The sequence below is a fragment of the Lacipirellula parvula genome, assembly GCF_009177095.1.
Classification (GTDB): domain Bacteria; phylum Planctomycetota; class Planctomycetia; order Pirellulales; family Lacipirellulaceae; genus Lacipirellula; species Lacipirellula parvula.
This window is the reverse complement of the sequence record NZ_AP021861.1, coordinates 6,668,802-6,686,470: the sequence shown is the minus strand read 5'-3', so window position 1 is coordinate 6,686,470 and position 17,669 is coordinate 6,668,802. Positions and strand designations below refer to the sequence as shown.

The following is a 17,669-nucleotide window of genomic DNA, read 5'->3' as shown; positions in this document are numbered from 1 at the left end:
CGTCGAGCGACGTAGTTGCCGAGCGAGAGACAGCGTTAGGTAGTTAGAGCCATGCGTCATCGTAGAGCCGGTCGTAAGTTAGGGCGTAACCCCAGTCATCAGCGCGCTCTGTTGCGTTTCTTGGCGAGTGCGCTGTTCCTCACCGAGCGGGATGCGGAGTTCGATCCGAATCCGCCCAAGGTGAAGGGCCGCATCACGACGACGGTGCCGAAGGCGAAGGAAGTTCGCCCGCTGGTCGAAAAGTGCATCACCATCGCGAAGAAGTCGCTCGTGGCTGAAGAAGCCGCTGCGAAGCACGGCACCGATGCCGAGCGCAACAGCGAGCAGTGGAAGGCTTGGCGTCAAAGCCCGAAGTGGAACGCCTGGGCTGCCGCGATTGCTCCGTCGGTCACGGCTCGCCGTCGCTGCTTGCAGTTGCTCGGCGACAAGCAAGCCGTCTCCGTGTTGTTTAGCCAAGTCGCTGGTCGCTTTGCCGACCGTGATGGCGGCTACACCCGCATCGTCCGCCTGCCGAACGTCCGCCTCGGCGACGCCGGCGAGCAAGCGATTCTGGAACTTGTCGGCGTGCGTGATCGCGTCGTGCAGAAGAGCCAGAAGCCGTCGTTCGACGACGCCGCTGCGAAGTAAGCCTCACTGCTGAGATTATTGTTCAAGCCTAAAAGCCACCCGCATTGCGGGTGGCTTTTAGCTTTAGCTGCGTTTCGTTTGTCATCTACGGCGATCCGCCATGTCTCGTCGGTCGAATGGATTCGACTTCACCGCTGCGATGCGGTTGGTGTGCGCGGACATCGCGCAACGCCTGCCGGAGATGGTCCACGTCGAGATGGATCGCGTCGCGATCGGCGTCTGCCAGACTCGAAATCGCGCCATGCACGGCGTGTTCGCCACGCTCACGCCGCTCCGCTTTGCCGGCGGCAGCGCCGAACGCAAGTATCGCGGCCGCACGCTCCGTATTCAGCCGCTAGTCGACGGTGCAGGGCAGGAGTATCTCTACCTCCTCAATTTCTATCTCCCGCGGTTCATGAACTTGCCGCTGGAGGAGAAGCTTTCGACGATCGTCCACGAGCTGTGGCACATTGGCCCCGATTTCGACGGCGACCTACGGCGCCACGAGGGCCGTTGCTACGCCCACGGCTCGTCGCAGCGCAAGTACGACGAGTTGATGGATCGCATGACGCGCAAGTGGCTGGCGAGCGATCCGCCGCCGCATCTGTACGAGTTCTTGGAAGGGGACTTCGACGCGCTTGCCGCCGAGCACGGCGGCATCCGCGGCCAGCGCTGGCCCGCGCCGAAGATGATTCCCTCGTGATCGAGCGTGCTCTTCAGCCCAGCTTCGCGCTTTGCCCACGGTATGGAGCCCGCATTGGACTGGTCGCTTAAGCGACCAGTCCAGCAGCACGCTAGGCTCGATGCGTAGCTTAGCTCGTGCTAGCACCCACTCGCCGTTGACGCCGTCTGTCGCAATTTGTAACGTCCGCCAGCTTCTCGCTCCGTCACCGGCTGGTTCTCACGGCACACATGCCTTCGCCCTCGCCATCAATCTGCCGCAATGCTTGGCTTCTCAGCTGCGCTGCAATGATTGCGCTCGGCTGCACGGTATTCGACAAGCCACCCGAGCAAGCATTCGATTCGCTGTTGAAGCCGGTGAAGACGTCAAGCGACAGCGTCACGCTCGAAATCTTTCAGGCTCGCATTCCGCTCGATCAAGAGAAGAAAGCCGACGCCCTCTGGGAGCGAATCGACGAACAAGAGTTTGACGCCGACCTGCGGCGAAAACTGATCGCTAACGGCCTCCGCGTCGGCGTCGTCGGCGGGACGTTGCCGGAAGACCTCTCCAAGCTGCTTGCCCTGAAGAGCGACGCCGAAGAAGAATCCGCCTCGCGGGTCATCACCGATCAGACTGCGATGCCGCGCGTGACGCGCCGCGTCGTGCAGGTGAAGCGTCGCGAGCCGACGTCGATACAAGTTTCGGAGCTCCGCGACGAGGCTCAGGTGCTCATCAGCAGCGGCAGTTCGATCGGCGGCAAAACCTTTCGTCAGATGCAAGGCGTTTACGCGCTGGAGGCCGAGTCGATTCCCGGCCAGCAGGTGCGCGTACGGTTGATTCCCGAGCTGCACCACGGGGAGATGAAGCAACGTTACGCCGGCAGCGATCAGGGAATCTTCATGTCGATTCCCTCGCGCGAGCGCGAGGTGTTCAACGATCTGGCGATGGAGGCGAATCTCACGCCAGGCGAGTTGTTGGTCGTCGGCTGCCTCCCCGACGCCAAAGCCAGCTTGGGCGGCGTCTTCCACACCGCGAGCGCCGCCGGCCGCGACGAGCGCAAGCTCATTCTTATCCGCCTAATGCAGGTGCCGCCGAGCGAGATTCTCGCTGAAAAGAAGTAGCAGCGCATTCAGTCGGCGCCAGATGGCCGAAACGGCCAGCTGCAATGATCGATCTCGCGGCGATAAGTTAGGGTTGAATCTAGCGATGCGCCGTAGCGGCGGCGGCTGATTCCGACGGATTACATTCTCGATAGTTCGTTTGGGATGGCGTCGTGAATGCGATGATCCTGCCAGAGATTGCGACTTATGCACGTTTTGCGCTGAGGCGAAAAACGCAAAAGTCGCCGCGCCGGGCCATCCTAAAAACAGTGAAAACATCGGCAAATCGCGGGCGAATGGTGATTCGTCCGGCGGCGATGTACCGACTTTTGCACCATATTAGTGGGGCCCCCCGAAGTGACGCAAAACTCAAATGTCATTGAGCGAAGAGTAGGCCGGAATTAGCACGTTTGGTGCGAGAAGTAGCAGTTTTCGACCCCCTCTTGGAGCGTCTAGCAAGTTGCTAGAATGGGGGGCTTTCGGCGGCAAAGCGGTCGGCTATTTGGGCCGGCCCGATGGTTCGACGAGCCTAACGATTCGAGGAGTTTAATATGCCCCTGGTACCCCTGCGTCTGCTTTTGGATCACGCCGCCGAGAACAACTACGGTCTGGCCGCCTTCAACGTGAACAACATGGAGCAGATCCAGTCGATCATGGAAGCTGCTCGCGAGACTGAATCGCCGGTTATCGTTCAGGCGAGCCGCGGCGCCCGTTCCTACTCGCAAGACAACTACCTCCGCCATCTCATGCTGGCCGCCGCCGAACTCTACCCCGGCATCCCGATGGCGATGCACCAAGATCACGGCAACAGCCCCGACACCTGCAAGAGCGCCATCGAGAACGGCTTCACCAGCGTCATGATGGACGGCTCGCTGCAAGCCGACGGCAAGTCGCCCGCCGACTACGCCTACAACGTGAAGGTCACCAGCGAAGTCACGAAGATGGCCCACGCCGTCGGCGTCTCGGTTGAAGGCGAACTCGGCTGCCTCGGCTCGCTGGTCAGCGGCGAAGGCGAGCAAGAAGACGGCCACGGCGCCACCGGCGTCCTGTCGCACGATCAGCTGCTCACCGATCCGGCCGAAGCCGAGCAATTCGTCAAGGATACGAAGGTCGACGCCCTGGCCGTCGCCATCGGCACCAGCCACGGCGCCTACAAGTTCACCTCGGCCCCGACTGGCGAAGTGCTGGCGATGGACCGCATCGTCGAGATCCACAAGCGTCTGCCGAACTGCCACCTCGTGATGCACGGCAGCAGCAGCGTGCCGAAGGAACTGCAGGACATCATCAACAAGTACGGCGGCCACTTGAAGCCGACGTGGGGCGTGCCGGTCGAAGAGATCCAACGCGGCATCAAGCACGGCGTTCGCAAGATCAACGTCGACACCGACAACCGGCTCGCGATCACCGGCGCCATCCGCAAGGTCTTTGCCGAATCGCCGGAGAAGTTCGACCCCCGCGACTACATGAAGCCGGCCCGCGACGCGATGAAGCAAGTCTGCATCGACCGCATGGTTGCCTTCGGTCAGGCCGGCCACGCTCCGAAGATTAAGCCAGTCTCGACCGAGCAGTTCGCGAGCTACTACAAGTAAGCGAATCGGCTGGTTCGAGAACCGAGATTGCATGCCCAGCGGGCGGTCGCGCAACGTCGCGACCGCCCGTTTGGCTTTGAATAGCCTCCGACTTAGTGAGGTATACTGCAGGCGTGAGCATTCTTGTTGATTGTCTGATCGCTCGTGCTCTTCTGCGCAACCAAGAGCTCAAACGCTGCATCGGCTTCTAAGCAGGATTGTCGTAACAGGCCGAAGCCCAACGTCTCGCGGAGAAAGCCACCGATGATCCGGCGAGACGTGCAACTGGCAGACGGTTCCCCCGGCTGGGCGCTCATCTCGCAAATCGAACACGCCCGCATTAGCGCACAGCTTGCATCGCACTGTCGCGGACGATTTTCCGCGGAGAGCGCCTCGCTCATTCGTGACGAAGTCCTCGTTGCGATCGCTGCGCACGACGATGGCTGGCGCGAATGGGAAGAGGCTCCGCGGCTCGACGCGAAGCTTGGCCGCCCGCTTTCGTTCATGGAGTTGGAAGTCGGCGATGCGACGGCAATCTGGTCGCGGTCGATCGCGGCGGCCAAAGAAATCGGCCCGCTTGCCGCCTGGATGACCAGCGGCCACTTCATCCGGTTGCTTGAGCATTCCGAGCACGCGCGGTTCGAGCCGCGCGCCCAGGCGTGGCTGGCTGAACTCACGTCGCGTCGCGAGGCGTGGTTCTCCGAATGGAAATCGTACGATCCCGACGCTCGCGATCGCGCGGTCGCCGACGAAGCGCTGGAGTGGCTGTGGGGCTTCGACGAGGCGAGCCTCTGGTTCTGCTGCCGCTGTCCGACGGGCGGAGAGGTACGCTCGGACGCGAAGGAGCCATATGTCGCCGGCCGCGGCACGCCCGTCGAAATGGCGCTCTCGGGCGCGGGGGCTGCCGTTGCTGACCAGCCCGATCGGGGCGTCGCGCATGCCGCGCCGTGGCGTTTCGACGTGGCCGCAATTGAGATCGAAGCAGACGCTTTGCTTGTCCCGGCGCAGCGTTATGGTTCGCCGCGGGATTTGCTAGCCGGCGGCCGGCCGGAGACGCTCCGTTGGCGCCTAGCGACCGATCCTGCGCTTCGCCACGTTTGAGGCAGGTTTCTTTACCGAATTCGGTCGAGAAAACTTTCTTTTTCGCTTCGAAACCTCTCCATCGGGATGGAGTTAATTGTCTTAGCGGTCACGTTTCTTGCGGGCCGCAGGAACAGTAGAAGACTCCCCTTATCCCAGGCGTGAGGTGAACCATGAGATTCCTACGATACGGCTGCGCGACGTTGATGTTGGCGTCGCTAGCGAGCGTTGCCCAAGCCGATGACGAAACAGAAAAGCCAGCCGATAAGCCGCCGAAGTCCGAGGGCGCCGACCGCCCGAGCCGCGAAGAGATGCGCGAGCGGATGCTCAAGCGTTTCGACGAAGACGGCGATGGCGAACTAAGCGACAGCGAACGCGAGAAGGCCCGCGAGTTCCGTCGCGAGCAATTTGGCGAACGCGGCCCCCGCGAGGGTCGTGGTCCTGGCGGGCGCGGACCGGAAGGACGCGGGCCTGGAGCACGTGGCCCTGAGGGACGCGGTCCAGATGGTCCCGGTCCCGGCGGTCCGCCAGACGGTCGTCGTGGGGAAGGTCGCGGACCGGGCGGTCCTGGTGGCCCCGGTGGTCCCGGACGCGGCCCGCGTGGTCCTGAAGGCCCCGGCCCTGGCCCCGGCTTCCGCCCGATGGGTCCGCCGCCGGCTGAATTGTTCAAGGAGTTCGACGCCGACAAGAACGACCAACTGAGCGTCGAAGAGTTCGAGACGCTGATGCGGACGTTGCACGAGCGGATCGTCGCCCGCGGCCCGCGTGGCTTCGGTGGTCCCGGCGGCCCTGGCGGCCCGGAAGGTCGTCCGCCGCGTGGCGAGGGTGAGCGTCGTGGCCGTGGTCGCGGCGACCGTGAAGAAGCCGCCTCGAGCAAGACCGAAAAGGCCGACGCCAAGTCCGATAAGGCCGACAAGAAGAAGGGCGACAAAGAGGAAAAGAAGGAAGCCGAGTCGGCTGACGAAAAGTCGGCGTAACGGCGAACTCGCTTGGACGCCATCGGGGCCAATTGGGCGGCCCCCGGTGGGCGGTCCAAGCCGAAGATAGTGACACCGCGTTTGCCCCGTGGATTGCCGGCTTGGCTGGGCGTCCACGGGGCATCGTCGTTTTCGGGCGGGGCGGCCCGAAGCAGTGTTTGTGGGAGGCGTCTCCGACGCCGATTTCACTCGCCACGCCGAGCGGAATCGGTAGCGCGACGCTGAGTCGGGGTCGGAGACCCCTCCCACAGGCCGAGTAGCGGTCGGCAGATTTGCCGGTTGTACGGCCTCGGGGGCTCTTCGCCTGTTTCCGCCGATAAAACCACGAAAAAACGGCCGCGGGAAGGCTGGGGCGACGGGGCGAAGTTTGCTGCTGCGGGGCAGGGCATTTATACTGCAGGGACGTCTAAAGTCAGGATCCTTCTCGCCTTGCATAGGATGGCTCGTGCGGCGACGGACGTTACGTCAGTTTCCCGGAACAGCATCTCATGCGCAGCGATCGACTTTCCCGTTCTTTGGCACTCATGTGCGCGCTGGCGTCGCTCGCTTGCGGAGCCGCCGCGGTCAGCGCCCAAGAACCTGCTCAAGTGACGGCCAACGTCGCGCCCGCTCCCGGCGAATTCGCCCCGGGCGTGCTGACGACGATTCCTCCGTCGGTTGATCGCGCGGATGTCATCAGCCACCACGACATCCCGGAAATCCTCTCCGAGACCAGTTTGCAGTGGGAACCGGCGTCGACGACCACCAAGAGCCGCACGCTCTACGAGATGGCCAAAGACGCGGTCTTCATCAACGACGTCTGGTGCCTGGAATTCGCGTTCAAACCGCTGCGGATGATCGAGGTCGACGTCCCGCAGCCGAGCGGCCGCGTTCAGCGCAAGCAAATCTGGTATATGGTCTACCGTGTGCGGAACACCGGCGCCGGGCTCACCGGCAAGGCAAACCCCGACGGCACCTTCGAGACCGTGGAGAAGAGCACCGACGAGATTCGCTTCATTCCCGAACTCGTGCTAACGAGCAACGACCGCTCCGGCGGCCAGCGGGTGCGGAAGTCTTACCTCGATCGGATCGTGCCGACGGCGCTCGGCCCGATTGAGCAGCGCGAGATGCCGCGAGGCAAGCTCTACAACAGCGTCGACCTGGCCAACCAGTTGCTGAAGGTCGAAGCCGGCCGCACCCAGGAAGGCATGTGGGGCGTGGCGATGTGGGAAGACGTCGACCCGCAGATCGATTTCTTCTCGATCTACGTCCGGGGGCTGTCGAACGGCCTTGCCTGGACCGATCCCAAGGGGGTCTTCAAAAAGGGGGATGCCCCGGGGACCGGGCGGAAATTCACCTACAAGACGCTCCAGCTTAACTTTTGGCGTCCTGGCGACGATATCGGCCAGAATGAGCGGGAAGTTCGCTTCGGAACCGCCCCCCAGCGGGCCGATTTCTATGACTCCGGCGAAGGCGTTGCCTATCGCTGGGTTTACCGGTAGAATCGCCGGACTCGGAATCTCGGGCTGTGGACTAGTCGTCCGTAGGCTGGAGGTCAGCGACCTCGCCGCGGCATCGATTTTTCCTTTAGCCTAACGTTTACAGTCGAAGGTCTTCTGCAATGGCACATAAGAAGGGTCAAGGTTCGAGCCGCAACGGTCGCGATTCGAACGGTCAACGTCGCGGCGTCAAGCGCTTCGGCGGTCAACTCGTGACGGCTGGCAGCATTATCGTTCGCCAGCTCGGTTCGAAGTTCCGCGCCGGCAAGAACGTCGGTCAAGGCAAGGACTACACGCTGTTCGCGCTTACCGAAGGTCGCGTGTTGTTCGACCAAGAAGGTCGCCGCGTGAACATCGTTCCGGAACCGTCGGTCAACTAGTCGGCTGACGCGTCGCGTTGTTTGATTAGATTTCGCCAGGGATGCGCCGGTGGGTGCATCCCTGTTTTTTTTGAGTCGTTCCATGTTCGTTGATCGCGTTACTGTCGATGTTGAAGCGGGCCGCGGCGGCGACGGTTGCATGAGCTTCCGTCGTGAAAAGTACGTCCCCCGCGGCGGACCGGACGGCGGCGACGGCGGCGATGGCGGAAGCGTCATCGTGATTGCCGAGCCAGGCGTCGACAGTCTCTCGGAACTGGTGCATCGGAAACATTGGCGGGCGAAGTCGGGCGCTCACGGCCAAGGCTCGAAGTGCCACGGTCGTAAGGCCGAGGATCTGATCATCCGCGTTCCGCCCGGCACGGTCTTGATCGACGCCGAGGGCGAGTTCGTGCTGAAGGATCTTTCGGAGCCAGGCGCAGAGGTCTACGCCGCTCGCGGCGGCGCCGGCGGCAAGGGGAACACCCGGTTCAAGTCGGCCACTAATCAGGCCCCGCGCGAGTTCACGGCCGGTGGTCTGGGCGAGAAGCGGCGGATCACTTTCGAACTGAAAGTGATCGCCGACGTCGGCCTGCTCGGCAAACCGAACGCCGGCAAGAGCACGCTGCTCAGCCGCGTCTCGCGGGCTCGTCCGGAGATCGCCGACTACCCGTTCACGACGAAGATCCCTAACCTCGGCATCGTGCAGATCGACATGGATCGGACGATGGTGATCGCCGACATTCCGGGGTTGATCGAAGGCGCCCACGCCGGCGCCGGGTTGGGGCACGAGTTCCTCCGCCACGTCGAGCGGACCCGCGTGCTGATCCACCTCGTCGAACCGGCGCCCGTCGACGGGACCGATCCGCTGGAAAACTATCGGACCATTCGCGGCGAGCTGGAACAGTACGACGTCGACCTCGCCGATCGCCCCGAATTGATCGCTGTGAGCAAAGGGGAACTCCCCGGCGCTCATGAAGTACGGGATAAGCTCGCGGCCGAAACGGGACGCGAGGTGTTTCTCTTCTCGTCGGTGACCGGCGAAGGATTGAATGCACTCATGCAGCGGACCTACGCGACGCTGGTTGAATCGCGCAAGGCCGAGCAGGCCGCATCGAACAGTTAACCGCTGACGCCGCCGCTCGGCTCAGATCACATGGCGAACGATACGAACATTCTGGCGATCGACGTCGGCAGCAGCTGCATCAAGCTCGGCTGGTTTCCCGCGGCCGGGGCGTGTGCGAGCGACAAGCCGGCGTCGCTGCCCATCGCAGCCACTCCGCTGGCGACTCCTGCGGAAGTCTTTCGCGTCGATCACCGTGATCGTCTGGCGGAGCAATGGACCGCCGCCATCGACGCTTGCCTGAGCGAATTGCCGCCGAGCGAAGAAATCGAGTGCATCGTCGCGTCGGTTCACCGCGGCGTTGCCGAGAAACTGCTCACGCGCTTGCAGCTTCGTCCATGGCGGCGGCTGGCGAGTTTGCGTGCCGCCGATCTCGCGCTCACTGTCCGCGTGGCCGAGCCGGAGAAGGTCGGCATCGACCGGCTCCTCGGCGTGCTCGCGATCAATCAACTGCGCCGTCCTGAGTCGCCGGCCGTGGCGATCGACATCGGCACGGCGACGACGGTCGATCTCGTGGGGCCCGACGGGGCGTTCGAAGGGGGGGCAATTGTTGCCGGTCCGACGCTGACGCTTTCCGCCCTCCACGCGGGGACGGCGTCGTTGCCGCAGCTCGATGCGCAGGTGCTCGCCTCGCCGCCGCCGGTCGTTGGCAAGTCGACGATTGAGGCGATGGCTTCGGGCGCCTATTGGGGGGCCGTGGGAGCGATTCGCGAGCTGGTGAAGCAACTCGCCGGCCAGTGTGCGACGCCTCCGCAGGTTTTTCTTACCGGGGGCGGAGCTGATGGGTTCGCGCCGTTGATCGGGCTGGGGGACCAGCCGGCTCGCCATCTGCCGCATCTCGTGCTTTCTGGTATTCGTTTGGCGGCCGAACGGTCTGTCGTCGTATGAGCGACGAGCGTGCGAGCTGTGCGTCTCTGCTGACGCCCACCGGGCGGGGCGCCGTCGCCGTCATCGCGGCGGAAGGGGCTGGAGCAACGGCCGCGATCGACGCCGCCTTCCGTGCGGCAAACGGGCGCTCAGCGGCAGCGCAGCCGCTCGATCGCATCGCGTTCGGCGAATGGGGCGCGGGCGAGCATCGCGAGGAAGTGATCGTCATCCGCAGCGGCGATGCAGCGTTTGAGATCCACTGCCACGGCGGCGTCGCCGCGGCCCAGCGAATTCTCGCGGCCCTTGAATCGGCAGGCTGCGTCATTCAGTCGCAGGCCGATTGGGCGAAGCAGCGTTCGGCGTCGTTGATCGAATCAGAGGCTGACGCCGTGCTCGCGCAAGCGACGACCCGCCGTACCGCCGAAATGTTGTTGAATCAACGGAATGGCGCTCTGCAGCAAGCCGTCGCTGCTATCCGTGAGTTATTGAACGCCGGTCAGCTCGATGCGGCGTGCGACCAGCTCTCGCGCTTGCTGGAACGAGCGCCGTTGGGCCGCCATCTGATTGAACCGTGGCTTGTCGCCATCGCGGGCCGGCCGAACGTCGGCAAGAGCAGCCTCATCAACGCGATCGTCGGTTACCAGCGGGCGATCGTCTTCGACCAGCCGGGAACGACGCGCGACGTGCTAACCGCCGAGACGGCAATCGACGGTTGGCCGGTGCGGCTCGCCGATGCGGCTGGCATTCGCGAAACGAATGACCCGCTCGAAGCCGAGGGGGTCGCGCGGGCACGCCAGCAACTGCAGCGGGCGGACCTTGTGTTGTGGGTGCTTGATGGCGCCACACTCGCCGACTCGCCGCAGATTGCCGCCGCACGCGAGTGGCGCGAAGAACTCGGCGTTGCCGAGATCGACCGGGTGCTGATCGTGGTGAACAAAGCGGATCGAGTCGACGCCCGGCGACGCGCCGCTGGCGGCGTAGAATTTTGTTACACTTCGGCGCTGACCGGCGACGGTTTGCCGGCGTTGTTGTCGGCAATTGCCAAACGGCTTGTGCCAAGCCCGCCGCAGCGTGAAGCGATTCCATTCACGGTGCGGCAAGTTGAACTACTTCACTCCGCTCTGAATGCTGCGAACCACTCGCACACGGATGAAGCGCAGGCACTGCTAGCGCAACTCGCGCTTTAGCCCCGGGCTCCGCCCGGGGGTAGGTTTCCATTCCGTTTGGCAATGTCGCGCGATAGGGCGGCCGACCCCCGGGCGGAGCCCGGGGCTAGGGTGAACGCGCATGCTCTCCTACAAGCCGGCAAGTTTACGCTCCGAATTCACTTGCCAGCACTGCCGCTAAAGGGTTTGCTTACATCGGTTTCTGTGACTAATCGGACTATTTTCCGCAACGCGACTAACCGTGTCGGCCGATAGTTACTCATGGACACGCGACGCCGCGCGAGATTGGACGCGCAGCGCTTGCGACAAGAGACGGCCGGCTTGCCGTCTCGCCGAGACCCGACTCACGAGGCTCAAGATTTCGCATCTTGAAGCAGCCGGGGCCAGGATGGCCCAGCGCCCACAGCGCAGGAGGATGTTGCAATGTCAGGGGGGAATCTCGCCAGGCCACGCCTGCGCTCTGTGCGGCGGTGGGCCCTACTCTCATTCTCCGGCCTCCTGACCGCCTTCGGCGGTTCCGTTCTTGCTTGCGCGGAGGAAACGTCGTCGCTCGACATTGCCTTCGCCGTCGCGGCCGACCGTGCTCCGCGACCAGGCGAACGCTCGATCATCGTCACCGGGCCGCGGCTGTCGACGGTTGATCCCGACGTCGAACTCGCCACCGATCAGTCGGACGAAGCGCCGCTCGAGCCAATCGCCGACGTCTCTGAATACGAATCACAGTTCGAACCAGACTTGGCTGAACCCGCCGCGGGCAGCGCCGAGCCGACGCTGGCCGATCCGCCTGGCGACTCCCAAGGTTTGGTCGCGACCGACGAAGCCGTCATCGACGAGTTCCCCTCCGACGAACCGATGGCGTTCGCCGAAGATGCGCCTGCCGCCACACAAAGCCAAACGGAACTGCAGACCGCCAGCTTCAATGGCGCGACTCCCGGCGTCACCACCCGCGATCAGCTGATCAAGCTGTGGGGCGAGCCGCTCGACGAAGATCTATCCGCGCAAACGCTCTCATTCGATTTGAAGGGCTTCCCGCAGACGATCGTTGATTTCGACGGCGATCGCATCGCCTCGATCCGCGTCGAACTAGCTGAGGTAATCGCCGCGGAAGACCTTAGCGGCAAGCTTGGTCTCACCGAATTCCGTTCGGCGACGATGCTCGACGATATGGGTTCGCTCGTCTCGACGACGTACCCCGAACGCGGCGTCACGTACCATCACAGCCCGAACATGGGCGAGATGGCGAGCGACGACAGCGCTGAGAGCGACATCGAACCGACCCCGGTCGACGCGGTCTGCGAGATCGTGATCCGCGCCGTCGGCGCCGAGGCGTTCGTCGACCGTGCTCACAGTTCGCCTGAGAAAGACTACACGCACCAGATCGCCGATCTCGAGACGGCTCTCCAACTCGATCCGACCAACGCCGACTGCCGCTATTATCTCTCGTCGGCCAAGTTGCACGTCGGCCAACTGGCGGAAGCAGAGAAGCTGGCGGCTTCGGCCGTTGAAGCCGATCCGACGAACGACGAGTATCGCCTGCAGTGGGCCAAGTGCCTCACGCGACTTGCCCGCTACAACGACGCCGTCGAGCAGACTCGCCACATTCTTGAAGGAAAGACGGCACCCGATATCGTCCGCGCCGCCGCTCTCGAAGAGATGGGCCAGCTGGCGAGCCTCGGCTCGAAGGAAGTCCAAGAGCGGGCCATCTCGCTCCACAATAAAGCGATTGAACTGGCCGACAAGCTTGCGGCCGACGACGACGTGATGGTGCAGGCTTCGGCTCACGAGGTGTTGCTCGCCGCCCACTTGGCTGTCGCCGAACGGATTTCCGCCGGCGATTGGCAGCAGAAGGATGAGTTCGTCGGGCAGTGGATCACGCGGGCCTCGGGCATTGCCGAGCAGATGATCGCTTCCGGCGAAGCCGACGTTTCCGTTCGCTTGCAAGTTGCTCAAAGCGCCTTGATGGCCGGCGGTCGTCTCTCGCCGCCGATTGACCCGAAACTGTGGGTCGCTGAAGCCGAACAAGCGGTGACCGAACTGACGCCGACGCTGACCGACGAAGCGGCTCGCAAAGAACTGAACTGGGAACTCGGCCTCGCCTACTTCCACGCGGCGGAGATTCAGCATCGCCGCGGCGAGTCGGACCTGGCGGTGAAGTACGGCGAACAAGCGCAAAGCTTGCTCACGGCGGCCGCGACGAATCGTGCGGAGTATCCTGACACTGATTACGTGATGGGTCGCGTCTGCTTCCAGCTCGGCGCCGTCCATGCCGTCCACCGCAACGACCATCGCACGGCGTGCAAGTGGTACGACAAAGCCTGCAAGCCGCTGTTGAAGCCGGCGCCGATGACGCCGCTCGCCACGCCGGGCCACCATGGCGACGCCCTGGTGAGCATGGGCGTTTCCTACTGGGAGATCGGGCTGCGTGAAAAGGCGTACGACCTGACCGAAGCGGGCTTGGAACTGATCGAGCAAGGCGTGAGCGAAGGGATTTTGACCAACGACGCCACGCTCGTCGCTCAGGGGAACCTCACGGCGATGGGGCAAGCTTTGGGCAAAGTGGAACTCACCACGCCGGAGCCGCGGATGAGCGAATCGACTGTCGCCGAACAGCGTCGCAGCTCGTCCTCCGCACAACAAGGACGCCCAGCGAATCCACGCCCACAAACGAACGTCGCCCGCCGTTCCAACAGCGAAACGAACGTTCGCCGCCGCTAATCGCTTTCCGTGTTAATGAAGCCCCGGGCTCCGCCCGGGGGTAGGTTTCCATTCCGTTTGGCAACGTCTCGCGATGTCGTGGCCGACCCCCGGGGCGAAGCCCGGGGCTAGAAACGCTCTGACCCAGGCCGTCACGTGTTGACGGTGAGCGCAGCCTCTCCGAGACTGGTACGTCGCAGCCCGCACTGCGACGCACCACTCGGAATGAGGCAACGCGATGGACACCTTCGACCCCGCGGCGTATGGACCGGCGTTTGCGCCGCTGTTGGCAGGCGATCGACTCCGAACTTTAGGGAGTGGCCGCGGCGATGCGAACGCACGACGCACGCTGCAAGCGGTGACGCTGGCGACGGTGTTTCGCGACGCCCATCTCGTCGACCTCGACATGGCCCGCTGCTGTCTCGCGGGCCTCTGGCTGCTTCACGACTTTCTCGACGAGTCGCATTCGATTAGCCAGCAGATCGAAACGCCGAGCGGCAGCTTCTGGCATGGCGTGATGCATCGTCGCGAGGGCGATTTCTCGAACGCCAAGTATTGGTTCCGCCACGTGGGGCCGCATGAAGTTTTTAGCGAGCTAGGGCCGGCGATCGCACAGCTGGGGCTCGGCGACAGCAAAGCGGTGCAGCGCGTGACGTCGGGCGGGGCGTTCGATCCGTACGCGTTCGTCGATGCGTGCGAAGCGGCGGTTCGCAGCGGCGACGATCTGGCGTGCCGCGAGATTCAGCGGCTGGAGTGGGAGCACCTGTTCGACCACTGCTACCGCACGGCGACGGGGGCGTAAGGCTGAGCAATTTCAGCTGCTAAATAGGCGGCAATTCTGCCTGCGATAGACCTCCCCTATACTGGCCGTTGCGGCGCCCTGAAACCCTTGTCTTGGCTCGCCAAAAGCCGACAATAAGTGTCCCTGCAGCGCGCCCCGCCATGCAGGCTGCATCACGCTCACTGCCTTCATGCTGAAAGGTCAAGATATGGGTCGCTCAGGCGCCGTCACGTTCAAGGGAACCCCGCTCACGCTCGCCGGCAAGGCGCTCGCCGTCGGCGACGCAGCCCCCGACTTCAAGCTTCACTACTACAAGGACGGCCTGAAGGAATTGACGCTGGCCGACCTGAAAGGCAAGCCGACGCTGCTGAGCGTCGTCCCGTCGCTCGATACGCCGGTTTGTGCGATCCAGACGAAGAAGTTCAACGAGTCGGTCGCCGCGCTCGGCGACAAGATCAATGCCGTGACGGTCAGCCTCGACCTGCCGTTCGCCCAAGCCCGCTTCTGCGGCGCCGAGGGGATCGCGAACATGCGGGTCGGCAGCGATTACCAAGATCGCAACTTCGGCAACAGCTACGGCACGCTGATCGAAGAGCTGAAGATTCTATCCCGCGCGATCTTCGTGCTCGACGGCGCCGGCAAAGTCGCTTACGTCGAATACGTCCCCGAAGTCGCCAGCGAGCCGAACTACGAACCCGCGCTCGCCGCCGTGAAGTCGCTCGCGTAGCGACGCCCCCGCCATCGCCAAGGTTTGGTTGAAAAATGAATCGAAGGAACGATTCCCGTCCGGACAATTCGTTTTTCCCGCCGCCACCCACCGTTAACTGAGAGATTCGCCATGTCATCGCTCGTGCAAAAGACCGCTCCCTCGTTCTCGTGTCAGGCCGTCATGGCCGACGGCACGTTCCAAGAAGTGAAGCTTGAAGATTACCGCGGCAAGTACGTGCTGCTGTTCTTCTACCCGCTCGACTTCACCTTCGTTTGCCCGACCGAGATCATCGCCTTCTCGGATGCGAACGCCGAGTTCGCGAAGCGCGGCGTGCAACTGCTGAGCTGCTCGATCGATAGCCACTTCACCCACCTCGCGTGGCGTCAACGCGCCCGCTCGGAGGGGGGCCTCGGTGACATCGCGTACCCGATGCTCGCGGACCTCAACCGCAAGATCGGCGAAGAGTATGGCGTCCTCACCGACGACGGCATCGCCCTCCGTGGTCTGTTCCTGATGGACAAGGAAGGCGTCGTTCGTCACCAAGTCGTCAACGATCTGCCGCTCGGCCGCAGCGTCGACGAAGCCCTCCGCATGGTCGACGCCCTGCAGTTCTTCGAAAAGAACGGCGAAGTCTGCCCGGCTAACTGGAAGCAAGGCAGCCTCACCATCAAGCCAGATCCCGAGAAGAGCCTCGAGTACTTCGAAAAGGCGAACCTGCAAACCGCAGGCTAACGCCACGGAAGGATCCAGCTGGCCGCGGCAGCCAGAAGGGCGCCGCGGCCGGTTCTTTATCTCAAGCTTTTGACCCCAAGCTCGGAGAGTTGACGCATGGCGCGGTTCATCGTCGTTGTTGTCGTTCTGGTCGCGATCGCCTTGCTGGCGAACAAGTATCTGTTTGGCGACGGCGACGCGCCGCCGGCGAAGGGGAAGGCGGCTGCCGCGAAGCAGGACGATGCGAAGGCTGCTGATGAGAAAGCCGACGACGCTGGCGAAGACGCCGAAGAGCTCGCCGCCGACGCTGCCGCGAAGAAGGCTCAAGCGGGCGGCCCCGCTCCTAAGTTCCCCGCGGAAGATGCGGGCGAAGAAGCCGCTGCCGACGCCGTCGCCTCGGCCGACGTCGACACCGACTTGGAGCAAGAGCCGGGCGTTGAACCGAAGCTCGACGCTGAAGCCGATCTCGCCGCTCCCGGTGAGAAGATCACCAAGATGCTCCCCGCTGAGACGGTCCAACTCGGCGACCCCTCGCTGACGGCCGGCATCCCCGGCGAAGGCGAAATCACGCTCGAGGAAATGGAAGTCTGGCTCGCCGAGCCGAAGAACCATGTTGTGCTGAAGCCGGAACTGCCGCTCGGCCTGAAGGCGGGCGAAGCGGAGATGAAGGGCCTCGACGAGAACCCGCTCACCCGCGCAAAGATTGAGCTCGGTCGGCAACTCTACTTCGATCCACGGTTGTCGTCTGATGCGTCGGTGAGCTGCGCAAGCTGCCATGCGTCAGAAACCGGCTACGCCGCGGCGACGAAGTTTGGCGTCGGCGTCGAGGGGCAGGAAGGGAATCGCAACTCGCCCACCGCGTACAACCGCATCCTCAGCGGCGCCCAGTTCTGGGATGGTCGGGCGGCGTCGCTCGAAGAGCAGGCGAAGGGCCCGATCGCCAATCCGATCGAGATGTCAAACACCCACGAAGCCTGCATCGAGTGCCTCCGCGGCATTCCCGGATACGTGAAGCAATTCAACCTGGTTTTCGAAGACGGCCTGACGATCGACAACGTCGCGAAGGCGATTGCGTCGTTCGAGCGGACCCTCGTCACCGGCCCGGCGCCGTGGGATTACTATACGGAACTCGACGCCTTCCAGCAGCAGTTCGCCGCCGACATCGAAGACCTCGACGCGCTAAAGGAAGAAGACCAGGAGCTGTACAACGAGTACATGGCTCTCAAGAAGGCTTCCGATGATCACCCGATCAGCGAGAGCGCCATCCGCGGCGGCAAGCTTTTCTTCAGCGAGCAAGCAGGCTGCACGGCGTGCCATCTCGGCGCCAACTTCACTGACGAGAAGTACCACAACCTCGGCGTTGGCATGGATGCGAAGGAGCCCGATCTCGGCCGCTTCGTGATCTCGAATGAGGAGATCGACAAGGGGGCCTTCAAGACCCCGACTTGCCGCAACGTGGCGCAAACCGCTCCGTACATGCACGACGGCTCGCAAGCGACGCTCGAAGAGGTCGTTGAGTGGTACGCCAAGGGGGGCCACCCGAACGCGTGGCTGAGCGAGAAGGTGAAGAAGCTAGAACTGAGCGATCAGGACAAGGCCGATCTTGTCGCCTTTATGAAGGAAGGTCTCACGGGCGAGCTGCCGCAAGTCGAAGAAGATCGCTTGTTGCCCGACGCCGAAGTGGCAAAGGAGAAGGCGGAAGAGGAGCTGAAGGAAGAGAAAGCAGAAGCCAAAGCGGCGTGAGCTTCCCTAGCCCCGGGCTCCGCCCGGGGGTGAGTTTCCATTCCGTTCG

Annotated in this window: 16 protein-coding genes; all 16 read left to right on the top strand. The window is 63.4% G+C overall.

Annotated elements, in window-relative coordinates:
• Nucleotides 1-51 precede the first annotated feature (51 nt).
• The 16 genes from PLANPX_RS26075 to PLANPX_RS26000 all read left to right on the top strand — a co-directional run bounded on the left by PLANPX_RS26075 (nt 52) and on the right by PLANPX_RS26000 (nt 17,620).
• Nucleotides 52-627, top strand: coding sequence for a bL17 family ribosomal protein (locus PLANPX_RS26075; RefSeq protein WP_152101555.1), 576 nt, complete (start codon nt 52-54; stop codon nt 625-627).
• 100 nt (nt 628-727) lie between these two features.
• The gene (locus PLANPX_RS26070; RefSeq protein WP_152101554.1) at nt 728-1,309 is read left to right on the top strand and encodes a putative metallopeptidase; all 582 of its coding nucleotides are present in this window, start codon (nt 728-730) and stop codon (nt 1,307-1,309) included.
• Nucleotides 1,310-1,575: 266 nt separating this feature from the next.
• Nucleotides 1,576-2,388 carry a hypothetical protein gene (locus tag PLANPX_RS26065; RefSeq protein ID WP_152101553.1) on the top strand — a complete coding sequence of 271 codons (813 nt, stop codon included), beginning with the start codon at nt 1,576-1,578 and terminating at the stop codon, nt 2,386-2,388.
• A gap of 530 nt (nt 2,389-2,918) precedes the next feature.
• Nucleotides 2,919-3,956, top strand: coding sequence for a class II fructose-bisphosphate aldolase (gene fba, locus PLANPX_RS26060; protein WP_152101552.1), 1,038 nt, complete (start codon nt 2,919-2,921; stop codon nt 3,954-3,956).
• Between the two features lie 243 nt (nt 3,957-4,199).
• Nucleotides 4,200-5,036: a DUF3891 family protein gene (locus PLANPX_RS26055; RefSeq protein WP_152101551.1), complete on the top strand. Its 837-nt coding sequence runs from the start codon at nt 4,200-4,202 to the stop codon at nt 5,034-5,036.
• A 152-nt stretch (nt 5,037-5,188) separates the two neighbouring features.
• Entirely contained in the window at nt 5,189-5,992 is an 804-nt protein-coding gene (locus PLANPX_RS26050; RefSeq protein WP_152101550.1) for a hypothetical protein, read from the top strand.
• A gap of 488 nt (nt 5,993-6,480) precedes the next feature.
• Complete coding sequence (locus PLANPX_RS26045; protein WP_152101549.1) at nt 6,481-7,473, top strand: hypothetical protein; 993 nt, start codon at nt 6,481-6,483, stop codon at nt 7,471-7,473.
• 119 nt (nt 7,474-7,592) lie between these two features.
• A complete protein-coding gene (gene rpmA / locus PLANPX_RS26040) occupies nt 7,593-7,850 on the top strand; it encodes a 50S ribosomal protein L27 (RefSeq protein WP_152101548.1) in 258 nt (85 codons plus the stop codon).
• An 82-nt stretch (nt 7,851-7,932) separates the two neighbouring features.
• A complete protein-coding gene (gene obgE, locus PLANPX_RS26035; protein ID WP_152101547.1) occupies nt 7,933-8,952 on the top strand; it encodes a GTPase ObgE in 1,020 nt (339 codons plus the stop codon).
• A 30-nt stretch (nt 8,953-8,982) separates the two neighbouring features.
• The gene (locus tag PLANPX_RS26030; RefSeq protein WP_152101546.1) at nt 8,983-9,837 is read left to right on the top strand and encodes a type III pantothenate kinase; all 855 of its coding nucleotides are present in this window, start codon (nt 8,983-8,985) and stop codon (nt 9,835-9,837) included.
• Nucleotides 9,834-11,003, top strand: a complete 1,170-nt coding sequence (locus PLANPX_RS26025) for a GTPase (protein ID WP_152101545.1) — start codon at nt 9,834-9,836, stop codon at nt 11,001-11,003. Before PLANPX_RS26030 ends, PLANPX_RS26025 begins: the two co-directional genes overlap by 4 nt.
• Nucleotides 11,004-11,405: 402 nt before the next feature.
• Nucleotides 11,406-13,697 carry a tetratricopeptide repeat protein gene (locus PLANPX_RS26020; RefSeq protein WP_152101544.1) on the top strand — a complete coding sequence of 764 codons (2,292 nt, stop codon included), beginning with the start codon at nt 11,406-11,408 and terminating at the stop codon, nt 13,695-13,697.
• A gap of 217 nt (nt 13,698-13,914) precedes the next feature.
• Entirely contained in the window at nt 13,915-14,478 is a 564-nt protein-coding gene (locus PLANPX_RS26015) for a hypothetical protein (RefSeq protein WP_152101543.1), read from the top strand.
• A 187-nt stretch (nt 14,479-14,665) separates the two neighbouring features.
• The gene (tpx, locus tag PLANPX_RS26010) at nt 14,666-15,184 is read left to right on the top strand and encodes a thiol peroxidase (RefSeq protein WP_152102007.1); all 519 of its coding nucleotides are present in this window, start codon (nt 14,666-14,668) and stop codon (nt 15,182-15,184) included.
• A gap of 111 nt (nt 15,185-15,295) precedes the next feature.
• Nucleotides 15,296-15,898 carry a peroxiredoxin gene (locus PLANPX_RS26005; RefSeq protein WP_152101542.1) on the top strand — a complete coding sequence of 201 codons (603 nt, stop codon included), beginning with the start codon at nt 15,296-15,298 and terminating at the stop codon, nt 15,896-15,898.
• A 96-nt stretch (nt 15,899-15,994) separates the two neighbouring features.
• The gene (locus PLANPX_RS26000) at nt 15,995-17,620 is read left to right on the top strand and encodes a cytochrome-c peroxidase (protein WP_232536253.1); all 1,626 of its coding nucleotides are present in this window, start codon (nt 15,995-15,997) and stop codon (nt 17,618-17,620) included.
• Nucleotides 17,621-17,669: the final 49 nt, after the last annotated feature.

Coding starts and splice junctions, on each gene's coding strand:
- PLANPX_RS26075 (WP_152101555.1), top strand. CDS start 52: ATGCGTCATCGTAGAGCCGGTCGTAAGTTAGGGCGTAACCCCAGTCAT.
- PLANPX_RS26070 (WP_152101554.1), top strand. CDS start 728: ATGTCTCGTCGGTCGAATGGATTCGACTTCACCGCTGCGATGCGGTTG.
- PLANPX_RS26065 (WP_152101553.1), top strand. CDS start 1,576: ATGATTGCGCTCGGCTGCACGGTATTCGACAAGCCACCCGAGCAAGCA.
- fba (WP_152101552.1), top strand. CDS start 2,919: ATGCCCCTGGTACCCCTGCGTCTGCTTTTGGATCACGCCGCCGAGAAC.
- PLANPX_RS26055 (WP_152101551.1), top strand. CDS start 4,200: ATGATCCGGCGAGACGTGCAACTGGCAGACGGTTCCCCCGGCTGGGCG.
- PLANPX_RS26050 (WP_152101550.1), top strand. CDS start 5,189: ATGAGATTCCTACGATACGGCTGCGCGACGTTGATGTTGGCGTCGCTA.
- PLANPX_RS26045 (WP_152101549.1), top strand. CDS start 6,481: ATGCGCAGCGATCGACTTTCCCGTTCTTTGGCACTCATGTGCGCGCTG.
- rpmA (WP_152101548.1), top strand. CDS start 7,593: ATGGCACATAAGAAGGGTCAAGGTTCGAGCCGCAACGGTCGCGATTCG.
- obgE (WP_152101547.1), top strand. CDS start 7,933: ATGTTCGTTGATCGCGTTACTGTCGATGTTGAAGCGGGCCGCGGCGGC.
- PLANPX_RS26030 (WP_152101546.1), top strand. CDS start 8,983: ATGGCGAACGATACGAACATTCTGGCGATCGACGTCGGCAGCAGCTGC.
- PLANPX_RS26025 (WP_152101545.1), top strand. CDS start 9,834: ATGAGCGACGAGCGTGCGAGCTGTGCGTCTCTGCTGACGCCCACCGGG.
- PLANPX_RS26020 (WP_152101544.1), top strand. CDS start 11,406: ATGTCAGGGGGGAATCTCGCCAGGCCACGCCTGCGCTCTGTGCGGCGG.
- PLANPX_RS26015 (WP_152101543.1), top strand. CDS start 13,915: ATGGACACCTTCGACCCCGCGGCGTATGGACCGGCGTTTGCGCCGCTG.
- tpx (WP_152102007.1), top strand. CDS start 14,666: ATGGGTCGCTCAGGCGCCGTCACGTTCAAGGGAACCCCGCTCACGCTC.
- PLANPX_RS26005 (WP_152101542.1), top strand. CDS start 15,296: ATGTCATCGCTCGTGCAAAAGACCGCTCCCTCGTTCTCGTGTCAGGCC.
- PLANPX_RS26000 (WP_232536253.1), top strand. CDS start 15,995: ATGGCGCGGTTCATCGTCGTTGTTGTCGTTCTGGTCGCGATCGCCTTG.